This window comes from Arthrobacter silvisoli (assembly GCF_003369445.1).
Lineage (GTDB): Bacteria > Actinomycetota > Actinomycetes > Actinomycetales > Micrococcaceae > Arthrobacter > Arthrobacter silvisoli.
This window is the reverse complement of record NZ_QRCU01000078.1, coordinates 26570-39015: the sequence shown is the minus strand read 5'-3', so window position 1 is coordinate 39015 and position 12446 is coordinate 26570. Positions and strand designations below refer to the sequence as shown.

Sequence of the window (12446 nt, the reverse complement as noted above, 5' to 3'; positions counted from 1 at the left end):
GCCGGCTCCTGAACCCAAACTCGCCGTCAAGCCTGGTGCCAGGCGACGATCCGAACATATCTACGAATACCCTAGCAAGGGCGGGCGACATTCAGCGGCCGCGGCGCGCTTTCTCCTCGGCTTCGGCCCAGGCGCGCTGTGCGGGTGTCAGGGCGCTGCGGCCCGGTCCGGTGGTGGCGACGGCGGCTCCGCTCCCCGCCCGCCAGGCGTGCGTCACCGCCAGCGCGAGGGCGTCCGCCGCATCGGCGGGGCGCGGCGGGGCGTCGAGGCGCAGGATCTTGGTAATCAGCTTGGTGACGGCGTCCTTGTTCGCACCGCCGCTGCCGGTCACAGCGGCCTTGACTTCCGACGGCGTGTGCAGCGCCACCGGGATGCCGCGGCGGGCGGCGGCGGCGATGACGACGCCGGACGCCTGCGCCACGCCCATCACCGTGCTGACGTTGAGCTGCGAGAAGACGCGCTCCACGGCCATGACGTCCGGCTTGTGCAGGTCGAGCCATTCGTCGATCGCCTCGGCGATCACCAGCAGGCGCCGGTCCAGTGTTTCGTCGGGCGACGTCCCTACGACGCCGACCGCGACCATGGTCGCCCGCCGGTTCCGTTCGACGTCGACCACCCCGATGCCGCAACGGGTAAGGCCCGGATCGACTCCTAATACGCGAAGAGTCAATTCCGGGCCTTCCTGTTTGCTGCTTGCTCGAGCTCCCAGCTTATTGGGTTATTCGGCGTCGAGGGCCGCCTGGACCTCATCGCTCATGTCGGCGTTCGTGTAGACATTCTGCACGTCGTCGAGGTCTTCGAGGGCGTCCACGAGCTTCAGGAACTTCTTGGCACCGTCGAGGTCGAGCTGGACCTCCATGGACGGCACGAACTCGGCTTCGTCGCTTTCGTACTCGATGCCGGCCTCGCCCAGGGCGTCGCGGATGGCCTGCAGGTCGCCCGGTTCGGAGTGGACTTCCCAGTTGTCGCCGCTGTCCTTGACTTCCTCGGCACCGGCGTCCAGCACGGCCATCAGGACGTCGTCTTCGCTCAGGCCGTTCTTCGGCAGGCTGACGACGCCCTTGCGGGTGAAGAGGTAGCTCACGGAACCCGGGTCGGCGATGGTGCCGCCGTTGCGGGAGATCGCCAGGCGCACTTCGGAAGCCGCACGGTTCTTGTTGTCCGTCAGACATTCGATAAGCAGCGCCGAACCCTGCGGGCCGCGGGCCTCGTACATGATCTCGGTGTAGTCGACGACCTCGCCGGTCAGGCCGGCGCCGCGCTTGATGGCGCGGTCGATGTTGTCGTTGGGCACCGAGGTTTTCTTGGCCTTGGTGACGGCCAGTTCCAGGCCGGGGTTTCCGGCGAGGTCAGGGCCGCCCATGCGGGCTGCAACTTCGATGTTCTTGATCAGCTTGGCGAACGACTTTGCACGCTTCGCGTCAATGACGGCTTTCTTGTGCTTGGTGGTCGCCCATTTGGAGTGGCCTGACATGCTCTTACGCTTCTCCTCTGATCATTCGAATGAAAAGTTCGTGGATGCGCTTCTCGCCCGTCACTTCCGGATGGAAGGAGGTGGCCAGCAACTTGCCGGAGCGCACGGCAACAATTCTAGCCAACCCGTGCAAAGTGTCCGTGTGGCGTGCCTTATCCGGGTCCACCTGGGCCAGGATTTCGACCTCCGGGCCAACCCTTTCCACCCACGGGCCGCGGATGAACACGGCGTGCACCGGGTCCACGCCCGCCTCGCCCGCGCTGAAGTCCAGGCCCTTGAAGTCCAGATCGGTCTCGAAGGATTCGCGCTGCCGGCCGAAGGCGTTGCGGCGCACCGTGATGTCCAGGCCGCCGAAGCTTTGCTGCGGCCGGCCTTCCAGGTCCTTGGCCGGGTCCGCGATCTCGTTGGCCAGCAGGATCATGCCGGCGCAGGAGCCGTACACCGGCATTCCGCCGGCGATCCGTTCCTTGATCGGTTCGGCGAGTTCGAAGATGCGGGACAGCTTGTCGATCGTGGTCGACTCACCGCCGGGAATCACCAGGCCGTCGACGGCGGCAAGTTCCGACGGGCGGCGGATGCCGACGGCGCGTGCGCCCACTGCTTCGAGGGCGTGGAGGTGTTCGCGCACGTCGCCCTGCAGCGCGAGCACACCAACCAGCGGGGAGGAAATCTGCGGATAGTTCACCAGAACATTCTAGGGGTGGAAGGCACGCGGACCGGCCGCCGGGAGGCCCGCCGACGCTCAGCAAGTAGCATGGACAAGGATTCAGAGGACGATTGAAGAGGTAGGCACTATGTGCGGAATCGCCGGTTACCACGGTTTTGGGGAAGACGAAGCTCTGCTGAAGGTCATGAATGACTGCATCGAGCATCGCGGCCCCGACGGCGAGGGCTACTTCACCGAAGGAAACGTGGGACTCGCCCACCGCCGGCTGTCCATCATCGACGTCGCACACGGCCAGGAACCGATGATCAGCGCCGACGGCGACACCGTGCTGGTCTACAACGGCGAGGTCTACAACTACCTGGAGCTCCGCTCCGAACTCGAGGGACTGGGCCGTACCTTCCGCACCCAGTCGGATACCGAAGTGGTGCTGCAGTCCTACGAACAGTGGGGTACCGAGGCGTTCGACCGCTTCAACGGCATGTTCGGCCTTGCCATCCTCGACAGGAAGAAGAACGTCACGGTCCTGGCCCGCGACCACTTCGGCATCAAGCCGGTGTACTGGGCCAACGCGGGCACGGACGAGGCACCGAAGATCATCTTCGCCTCCGAGATCAAGCCCCTGCTGCAGAGCGGGAAGATCGAACGCAAGCCCAACGAGCGCATCCTGTACCGCTACCTTCAGTACCGCATCCACGACGACTCCGCAGAGACCTTCTTCGACGGCGTGTCCAAGCTGCAGCCGGGCGAGATGATGACCATCGACAACGCCACCGGCAAGTACACGATCAGCGCCTTCACCCGGCTGCGGGAGGAACTCGAAGAGCTTTCCAAGATCAACCGGCCCTACACTCCCGAGGTCACCGAGGAGTACCGCACCCGCTTCACCGAAGCCATCCGCATGCGCCTGAAGTCCGAGGTCCCGCTGGGCTCGGCCCTGTCCGGCGGACTGGATTCCTCCGCCGTCGTGGTGACAATCAACAAGCTCATGCAGGAGAAGGCCGAAGCCACGGACTCCCTGGGCGCCAAGCAGAACACCTTCAGCGCCGTCTTCCCGAACTCGATCAACGACGAAGAGCACTACGCCGACGCCGCGATCGCCAAGTGCAGCGGCAACATCCAGGCGCACAAGATCCTCCCGACGCCGGACGGTTTCGCCGCGGACCTGGACGACTTCGTGCGCACCATGGAAGAACCCATCATCTCCTCGGGCCCGTACGCCCAGTACTGCGTGATGAAGGAAGCGTCCAAGCACGTCACCGTCCTCCTGGACGGCCAGGGTGCGGACGAGATGATGGCGGGCTACATCCCCTACTACTTCGCCTACCTGCGCCAGCTCAAGGCCAAGGGCGACTACAAGACCCTCCTGAAGGAAGCCACCTCCTCCCTGGACATCTTCTACCGCCTGGGCCGCTTCCGGCTGCAGGGCAAGCTCACGGCAAAGAAGACCGTGGCCATGTCCTCCCTGCTGAACAAGAGCTTCACCGGCCGCTTCAAGGGCGAAAGCTTCAGCAACATCCCGGACAACATGAAGCTGCGCCTGATCGACGACCTCTTCCACAAGTCACTGCCCTCGCTGCTGCGCTACGAGGACAAGAACACCATGCGCTTCTCCCTGGAAGGCCGCGTGCCGTTCCTGGACAAGGAAGTGGTCAAGTTCCTCTTCAGCCTGTCCGATGAGGCCATCATCAAGGGCGGCTGGAACAAGCGGATCCTGCGCGATGCCACCCGCGGCCTGCTGCCGGAGAAAATCAGCAACCGCCGGAACAAGATCGGCTTCACCACTCCCGAGGCCGAGTGGTTCAAGCTGATGAAGGAGCGGCTGTACAAGATCTTCATGTCCAACTCCTTCGCCGAGCGTCCGTACTGGAACCGCGAAGCCGTCCTGACGGCATTCGAGGAGTACCTTAACGACAAGAACGACGCCGACACCATGATCTTCTGGCGCCTGCTGAACGTCGAGCTGTGGTTCCGTGAGTTCATCGACACGAACGAGGCTCCGGCGGACGTCAAGGAGAACAAGAGCGACTACGAGGCGAATCCGGGCAAGAACCTGGACATCACGGTTCCGGAAGCCGTGGGCGGCGAAACCTTCCGCCGCTACCCGCTGCAGACCGGCGTGTTCAAGCGCGAAACCGACCTCGACCCGGAGGTCCTTTCCTACGTGAACCGCTTCTTCGACGGACTGGAGACCGCCGACGAGGCAACCCGCAAGGCCGTCACTTCGACCCCGTGGTACCTGCTGGTGAGCGAGAAGATCGTGGCCATCACCCAGGGCCGTTCCTTCCCGGTGTGGGAAATCAAGGTCACCCCGGCCGCCCGCGTGCTGAGCAAGTTCGTCAAGCGGACCCCTGCCGGCATCGGCCTGGGCAGCCCGTGGTCCATGCAGATCGCCATCAACGAGGTGGGCCTGCCGCTGATCGTGAAGGCCGCGGCTGCGAGCGTGGTTGGCAAGCTGCAGGGCAAGAGCGGCGTGTTCTACGACGTGGTCGGCCACAACATCAATGCGATCGACGGTGCCACGCCGTACAGCCTTGGCTCATCCGCCAACTCGGTGAAGCTGGCCCCGAAGGACCCCGAGGCGGTCGCACGCCGGATCAGCGCCTTGGTCCGGGAGCGGGTCCCCGCCGAGTACGCCGCGAACTTCGCCGGGACGTCGATCATGGACGCCAACGACCTCGGCGTGGTGGCGATGGGTCACGACACCGACCTGCCGAAGGACACCATCCAGGCGATCTTCAAGGATAACCCGCAGGGCCAGGGCGCCCAGGCGACCCCGATGTCCCTCGTCTTCAAACAGGGCTAAGTGTTCAAGCAGAATCAGGGGTCCTCAAGCAGGAGTTAACCGCCGGGCCTCCAGGCTTTGCGTTCGCGCTGGGCCACACGGCCCATAAGCCTGGGGGCGCGGAGCAGCCGTGCGGCCTTGGGCGCGCGGAGGCGGGAGTACTGTTCAAGCAGCCCGACGACGTCGGCACCCTGTTCCGCGCCGCCGGATTCCGGCAGAGGGCTGATTGTTGCACTCTGTTTGTTGCACTCTGCGGACCCTGCCTTGTGAGCGGGACCGCACTCATGAAAGTGTTCCTTCATGACGATTTCCCGCAGCAATCCCCTGCTCAAACCCAGCGACCTTCCGTACCAGTTGCCGCCGTTCGCAGCGATCGACGATGGCCATTACGCGGAAGCCATCGAGGCCGGACTGGCCGGGCAGCTTGCCGAAATCGATGCGATCCTCGCCGTCCCCAAGCCAGCGGACTTCTCGAACACCGCCGAGGCCATGGAACGCTCGGGCCAGTTGCTTGGCCGTGCGGTCAGTTCCTTCTTCACCATGGTGTCGGCCGACGCCAGCGAGTCCATCCGCGAGCTTGAAACGGCGCTCATGCCCAAGCTGGCTGCGCACCGGGACGCGATCTACCTCAACAAGGGGCTCTACGAGCGCTTCGCTGCGATCGACACCGCCGGCCAGGGCGCCGAGTCGCGGCGCCTGGTGGAAGAGTATCTACGCGAGTTCCGGCAGTCCGGAATCCAGCTGGACGCCGCGGGCCAGGAGCGGTTGCGGGAGCTCAACGCGGAGCTCTCGCGCCTCGGCACGGAGTTCGGCCAGCGTACCAAGGAAGCGATGAAGGCGGCCGCCGTCCTGGTGGACGACGCCGCAGACCTGGTCGGACTCCCGGAAGACGATATCGCCAGCGCAGCCGAGGCCGCCCGCGTAGCCGGCCACGACGGCAAGTACCTGCTGACCCTGATCCAGCCGAGCAACCAGGCGGCGATGGCCTCGCTCGAGAACAGGGAGCTGCGGCGGCGCCTGTACGAGGCATCCATCGCCCGGGGCACCGACGGCGGCCCGCTGGACGTCCGCGGGCTGGTACTGGACTTGGCGCGGCTGCGTGCCGAGAAAGCGGCCTTGCTGGGTTTCGCGAACTATGCCGAACTGGTGGTCGAGCGGCAGACGGCACCGGACTTCGCCGCCGTCGAGACCATGCTGAACCGCCTGGCGCCGGCGGCCGTCCGTAACGCCGACGCCGAGGCCGCCGCTCTGGCGGAGAATGCCGGTCACCCTCTGGAGGCGTGGGACTGGGCTTTCTACTCCGCCAAGGTGCGGCGCGAACGGTACGAGGTGGACGAACAGGCCTTGCGGCCGTATTTCGAGCTGGACCGGGTGCTCACGGAGGGTGTCTTCTTCGCGGCGGGCAGGCTCTACGGGCTGACGTTCCAGGAACGCAGCGACCTTGCCGGGTATCACCCGGACGTGCGGGTGTGGGAAGTCTTCGACGCCGACGGCACGGGCCTGGGCCTGTTCCTGGGCGACTACTACACCCGGGACACCAAGCGCGGCGGAGCCTGGATGAATTCCCTGGTGGAACAGTCGGCGCTGCCGGCTGCCAAGCCGGTGGTGATCAATACCTTGAACATCTCCAAGCCGCCGGCCGGGGAAGCAACGCTGCTGACCCTCGACGAGGTCCGCACCGTGTTCCATGAGTTCGGGCACGCCCTGCACGGGCTGCTCTCCGCCGTCACGTACCCGCGCTTCTCCGGACCGGAAGTGCCCCGGGACTTTGTCGAATACCCATCGCAGGTCAATGAAATGTGGATCATGTGGCCGGAGGTGCTGGCCAATTATGCCCGCCATTACCGCACCGGCGAGCCGCTCCCCCAGGACACTGTCGCCCGGCTGGAAGAATCCCGGCTCTGGGGCGAAGGCTTCGCCACCACCGAGTACCTTGGAGCGGCGCTGCTTGACCTTGCCTGGCACGTACTGGACGGGTCCGGCATCCCCGAGGATGTCCTCGCCTTCGAGGCGAAGGCCCTCGCCTCCGCCGGCGTGGCGCACCCGCTGATCCCGCCGCGTTACCGCACGGGGTACTTCCAGCACATCTTCGCCGGCGACGGTTACGCGGCCGGGTACTACTCCTACATCTGGAGCGAGGTCCTGGATGCGGACACTGTGGAATGGTTCAAGGAAAACGGCGGCCTCACCCGCGCCAACGGAGACACCTTCCGAGCAGAACTCCTCTCCCGCGGAAACAGCCGTGACCCACTGGATTCCTTCCGGGCCTTCCGGGGCCGCGACGCCGACATCACGCCCCTACTAAAGCGCCGAGGCCTCGAGTAACCAGCATTTCCCTTCTCCTTAGACAACGACGACGCCGGTCCCCACTAAAAGGTGAGGACCGGCGTCGTACGTGTTGGCGGTTCAATACGAATGACGGTGTGATCCGGCAGCGTGCGTAAAAGGGGCCCCGCGCCCCGGCTTCGCCGCGAAGCGGCCTAGCAGGGGCGCGGGGAATAGCACGCAGAGGATCAGCGCCGTTATTCGCCGTAAGGCGAAGGCTTACCAGCCGCGCTCTGCGAGGCGGTGCGGCTGGGGGATCTCGTCGACGTTGATGCCCACCATGGCTTCGCCCAGGCCCCGGGAGACCTTGGCGATGACGTCCGGGTCGTCATAGAAGGTGGTGGCCTTCACGACGGCGGCCGCGCGCTGCGCCGGGTTGCCGGACTTGAAGATACCGGAGCCGACGAACACGCCGTCAGCGCCCAGCTGCATCATCATCGCGGCGTCAGCCGGGGTGGCGATGCCGCCGGCGGTGAAGAGCACCACCGGGAGCTTGCCGGTGGCGGCGACTTCCTTGACCAGTTCGTACGGGGCCTGCAGTTCCTTGGCAGCAACGTACAGTTCGTCCTCGGGCAGGGCCGAGAGCTTGGCGATTTCGGCGCGGATCTGGCGCATGTGGCCGGTGGCGTTGGAGACGTCGCCGGTGCCGGCTTCGCCCTTGGAACGGATCATGGCCGCGCCCTCGTTGATGCGGCGCAGGGCCTCACCGAGGTTCGTGGCACCGCAGACGAAGGGAACGGTGAAGTTCCACTTGTCGATGTGGTTGATGTAGTCGGCCGGGGTCAGGACCTCGGACTCGTCGATGTAGTCCACACCCAGGGACTGCAGCACCTGGGCTTCGACGAAGTGGCCGATGCGGGCCTTGGCCATGACCGGGATGGACACGGCTTCGATGATCTGATCGATCATGTCCGGATCGGACATGCGGGACACGCCGCCCTGGGCGCGGATGTCAGCGGGAACACGCTCGAGGGCCATGACCGCCACGGCACCGGCATCCTCGGCGATGCGGGCCTGCTCGACGTTGACAACGTCCATGATGACGCCGCCCTTGAGCATCTCAGCCATGCCCCGCTTCACGCGGCTGCTGCCCGTCACGGACGCTGCGGACGAGCCGGCTTCGTTGCTTACATCTGGTGTAGACACAAAAACCCCTATGGGTAGATAGAAGACCTTCTGCCCGGGCGCATGCGGACGGGAACCTCTCACGCGCGCCGGATTTCCAGGTCGTTTTGACCAAGTACTTCCATACTAGTCCCCTGCGGAGGGGCGCTTGCACTTCGTGACCCGGCGCCGGAAGGGCCGCCTGCCGGCCACTGTTCGGAACGGCGGCGAGGGTCCGCTCAGGCGGAGGCGCCGCCGTCGACCGCTGCCAGGGACTGCCGGCGGACGGCCGCCATCCGCTGCACTACTGTGATGGCGGTGGCGACGGCGAGGGCCACGAGGGTCACGAACAGGACCACAGGCGGCAGGCCGAGCCCGGTGAGGCCGGTAACCATGAGGACCGAGATGAGCCGCTCGGCGCGTTCGGCGATGCCCACGTTGGCGCGGAAGCCGAGGGATTCCGCCTTTGCCCGGGCATAGGAGACCACCATGCCGAGCACCAGGCAGGCGAGGGACGCCAGGGCAATCGGCCGGTCGGCGCCGCCGGTGAAGAACCAGATCGAGACGCCCGCGAAGATCGCGCCGTCGGCGATGCGGTCCAGCGTGGAGTCGAGGAAGTTCCCCCAAGTGCCGCTGCGGTGCAGTTGGCGGGCCATGATTCCGTCAACGACATCGGACAGCGCGAAGACAGCGATCAGCAGGGAGCCCCACCAGAGCTCACCGACCGGGTAGAGCGCCAGGGCGCCCAGCACGACGCCGGCGGTGCCGACGATGGTCACGGTGTCCGGGGAGACGCCGCGGCTGAGGAGGAAGCGGGCTATGGGCGCGAAGAGCGCGGTGAAGAAACCGCGGGCGTGCCTATTGAGCATCCGTCTCCCCCGGCCAGGCGTCGGCCACCTGCTGCCTGACTTCGTCGAGCGTCTGGGTGATGGCCTTGGTCTGGGCGATGATCGGGAAGAAGTTGCCGTCCCCACCCCAGCGCGGAACCACGTGCTGGTGCAGGTGCGCCGCGATTCCGGCACCCCCCGTGACCCCTTGGTTCATGCCCAGGTTGAAGCCGCTGGGGTTGGCCACCTTCCGCAGGACCCGCATGGCGGTCTGCGTGAGTTCGGCCATTTCCGCGGTTTCCTCGGCCGTGATGTCCGTGTAGTCGGGCACATGCCGGTAGGGGCAGACCAGCAGGTGGCCGGGGTTGTAGGGGAAGAGGTTGAGCACCACGAAGCAGGTCCTGCCGCGGTACACGATCAGCGATTCCTCGTCGCTGCGGGCCGGCGCCACGCAAAAGGGGCAGTCATTCTGGTTCTTGAACTGCTGCTGACCGCCTTTGATGTAGGCCATGCGGTGCGGAGTCCACAGGCGCTGGAAGGCGTCGGGAACGCCTGCCAGGCCGAAGTCATCGGTAACTTCGGCATCGCCGGGGTATTCAGGGCTCACGCCTGTGTCCTCCTGCACTGTTCTCCTGACGCGGACGCTGGCTGCCCGTCAGCTCTCGCGGTTCTTGACGGCGTCGACGATCCGGCGGACTGCCTCGGCGACCGGTACGCCGTTGTCCTGGCTGCCGTCGCGGAAGCGGAACGACACGGCCCCGGCTTCAGCATCCTCGCCGCCGGCGATCAGGACGAAGGGGATCTTGTCCTTGCTTGCGGTGCGGATCTTCTTCGGGAAGCGGTCCGAGGAAATGTCCACCTCGGCGCGGATGCCCGCCGCCTTGAGCTGGTCCACGACGTCGAACATGTAATCGTTGAACGCCTCGGCAACCGGAATGCCGACCACCTGGACCGGAGCGAGCCAGGCCGGGAAGGCGCCGGCGTAGTGCTCTGTGAGCACGCCCATGAAACGCTCCACCGATCCGAAGAGCGCACGGTGGATCATGACCGGGCGCTGGCGGGTGCCGTCGGCTGCCTGGTACTCGAGTTCGAAGCGCTCGGGCAGGTTGAAATCCAGCTGGATGGTGGACATCTGCCAGGTCCGGCCCAGGGCGTCCTTTGCCTGCACGGAGATCTTCGGGCCGTAGAACGCCGCTCCGCCCGGATCCGGGACGAGCTCCAGCCCGGAGGCCTCGGCCACCTCCGCCAGGGTGCGGGTTGCCTCTTCCCAGATGGCGTCGTCACCGACGAACTTGTCCTCGTTCCTGGTGGACAGTTCCAGGTAGAAGTCGTCCAGCCCGTAGTCCTTCAGCAGGCCCAGGACGAAGTTCAGGGTGGAGGTGAGCTCATCCTTCATCTGCTCTTTGGTGCAGTAGATGTGGGCGTCGTCCTGTGTCATGCCACGGACACGGGTCAGGCCGTGCACCACGCCGGACTTCTCGTAACGGTAGACGGACCCGAACTCGAAGAGCCGCAGGGGCAGCTCGCGGTAGGAACGTCCGCGCGAGCGGAAGATGAGGTTGTGCATTGGGCAGTTCATCGGCTTCAGGTAGTAGTCCTGGCCGGGCTTGCGCACGGTGCCGTCCTCGTTGAGTTCGGCATCGATGTGCATCGCCGGGAACATGCCGTCGCGGTACCAGTCAAGGTGACCGGAAACCTCGTAGAGGTGTCCCTTGGTGATGTGCGGCGTGAAGACGAACTCGTAGCCGGCATCCACGTGGCGCTGCCGGGAGTAGTCCTCCATGGCCTTACGGATGATGCCGCCCTTGGGGTGGAACACGGGCAGGCCGGAGCCCAGTTCGTCCGGGAAGGAGAACAGGTCCAGTTCCGCGCCGAGCTTGCGGTGGTCGCGGCGCTCGGCCTCGGCGATGCGCTCCTGGTAGGCCTTGAGGGCATCCTTGGTGGGCCAGGCGGTGCCGTAAATACGCTGCAGCTGCTGGTTGTTCTGGTTGCCCAGCCAGTATGCCGCCGAGGAACGGGTGAGCGCGAAGGCGTTGGAGATGAGCTTGGTGTTGGGCAGGTGCGGGCCGCGGCAGAGGTCGCACCACACGGTGTCGCCACTCTTGCGGTCCACGTTGTCGTAGATGGTGATGTCTCCGGCACCGACCTCGACGTTGACGCCCTCGCCGGCGTCGGAGGCGTCATTCTTCTTGCCGAGCAGCTCGAGCTTGTAGGGCTCGTCCTTCATCGCTTCGCGGGCCTCGTCCTCATCGACCACGCGGCGCACGAACTTCTGGTTCTGGTTGATGATCTTCTGCATCATCTTTTCGAGGGTGCGCAGGTCCTCCGGGGTGAAGGGTTCGGCAACGTCGAAGTCGAAGTAGAAACCGTCGGTGATGTACGGGCCGATGCCGAGCTTGGCGTCGGGGCGCAGCTGTTGCACGGCCTGCGCCATGACGTGGGCGGTGGAGTGCCGGAGGACGTTGAGTCCGTCCGGGGAGCCGATGGTGACGCCTTCGATGTCTGCGCCTTCGGGCAGCACCTGGTCCAGGTCCTTGAGTTCACCGTTGACCCGGGCGACGACGACGTCGCGCCGTTCGAAGAAGAGTTCCGCCCCGGTAGTCCCCTCCGTCACCTTGGTCTCTTCGCCATCGACGATGAGGGTGATCTGCTGGGCATCTGACACGGGGTCTCCTATTCATTGTTGAGGCTTCATAGCTTGTGGCGTACGGGGACCACAGCCAGCCACCGTCCATCGTATCGGTTTGGCCGAGGGCGTCCAAAGCTGCCGGGCGGGGCCCCGCGCCGCGGTCCGGGCCGGCTGCCGGAAACCGGATCCGGAACTCTTTTGGGGGTGGACTGCGGGGAGGCCGGGGAGCAGGATTGTGGCATGAGTACCCACGACGCATTCCTGAAGCAGGCAAGCATCACGGCAACCGAGGCCACGCTGGTGGCCAGTTTTGAAATAGACGGCAGTATTCCGGCCTCGGGCGCATATGTAGTGGGCCTCATGGCCGCCAGCCCGGACTACTCCTCGCAGCGCAGGCTCGGCGTCGAATTCATGAACGGCGAAGCGATCGCGTTTTTCGCCTTCAACCATGACCAGGGCACCGAGGAAAACTTCGACCTCAAGGACGTTTGGCACACCAGCAACACGATCACTGCCAACTTCCCGATTTCGGCCATCAACGGCTTGGGCAAGGGCCATGTGATCACCGCGTTCAGCGAAGCGGACGGCCGGGAGTTCCAGTCCGGCGTTCCCGTCACCGAAAGCCTCTGAAACGCCAG

Annotated in this window: 10 protein-coding genes; 3 read left to right on the top strand and 7 right to left on the bottom strand. The window is 65.4% G+C overall.

Translation table 11 applies throughout. The annotated features are described in order from the left end of the window. Nucleotides 1–91: 91 nt before the first annotated feature. The 3 genes from ruvC to pdxT are packed head-to-tail and all read right to left on the bottom strand — an operon-like array spanning nt 92 to nt 2159. Nucleotides 92–670, bottom strand: coding sequence for a crossover junction endodeoxyribonuclease RuvC (gene ruvC, locus DWV11_RS19375; protein WP_115790531.1), 579 nt, complete (start codon nt 668–670; stop codon nt 92–94). Between the two features lie 48 nt (nt 671–718). Further along, nucleotides 719–1474, bottom strand: coding sequence for a YebC/PmpR family DNA-binding transcriptional regulator (locus tag DWV11_RS19370; RefSeq protein WP_115790530.1), 756 nt, complete (start codon nt 1472–1474; stop codon nt 719–721). Between the two features lie 4 nt (nt 1475–1478). Beyond that, nucleotides 1479–2159: a pyridoxal 5'-phosphate synthase glutaminase subunit PdxT gene (pdxT, locus tag DWV11_RS19365; protein WP_245953804.1), complete on the bottom strand. Its 681-nt coding sequence runs from the start codon at nt 2157–2159 to the stop codon at nt 1479–1481. A gap of 109 nt (nt 2160–2268) precedes the next feature. On the opposite strand from pdxT, the gene asnB reads away from it, so the two are divergent. Then, entirely contained in the window at nt 2269–4944 is a 2676-nt protein-coding gene (gene asnB / locus DWV11_RS19360; protein WP_115790528.1) for an asparagine synthase (glutamine-hydrolyzing), read from the top strand. A gap of 279 nt (nt 4945–5223) precedes the next feature. After that, nucleotides 5224–7248 (top strand): M3 family metallopeptidase, encoded by a 2025-nt coding sequence (locus DWV11_RS19350; RefSeq protein ID WP_115790526.1) that lies wholly within the window; start codon nt 5224–5226, stop codon nt 7246–7248. A 219-nt stretch (nt 7249–7467) separates the two neighbouring features. Here DWV11_RS19350 and pdxS read toward each other — a convergent pair whose 3' ends face one another. From pdxS to thrS, 4 genes are all read right to left on the bottom strand, one after another. Continuing rightward, nucleotides 7468–8394: a pyridoxal 5'-phosphate synthase lyase subunit PdxS gene (gene pdxS, locus DWV11_RS19345; protein ID WP_074590850.1), complete on the bottom strand. Its 927-nt coding sequence runs from the start codon at nt 8392–8394 to the stop codon at nt 7468–7470. Between the two features lie 197 nt (nt 8395–8591). After that, the gene (gene pgsA, locus DWV11_RS19340; protein ID WP_115790525.1) at nt 8592–9221 is read right to left on the bottom strand and encodes a phosphatidylinositol phosphate synthase; all 630 of its coding nucleotides are present in this window, start codon (nt 9219–9221) and stop codon (nt 8592–8594) included. Further along, complete coding sequence (locus DWV11_RS19335; protein WP_425452087.1) at nt 9211–9786, bottom strand: HIT family protein; 576 nt, start codon at nt 9784–9786, stop codon at nt 9211–9213. The genes pgsA and DWV11_RS19335 overlap by 11 nt, the downstream gene beginning before the upstream one ends. Before the next feature lie 48 nt (nt 9787–9834). Beyond that, nucleotides 9835–11844, bottom strand: a complete 2010-nt coding sequence (gene thrS, locus DWV11_RS19330) for a threonine--tRNA ligase (RefSeq protein ID WP_115790523.1) — start codon at nt 11842–11844, stop codon at nt 9835–9837. A 204-nt stretch (nt 11845–12048) separates the two neighbouring features. Between thrS and DWV11_RS19325 the strand changes: the two genes are divergently transcribed. Continuing rightward, nucleotides 12049–12438, top strand: coding sequence for a hypothetical protein (locus DWV11_RS19325; RefSeq protein WP_115790522.1), 390 nt, complete (start codon nt 12049–12051; stop codon nt 12436–12438). Nucleotides 12439–12446: the final 8 nt, after the last annotated feature.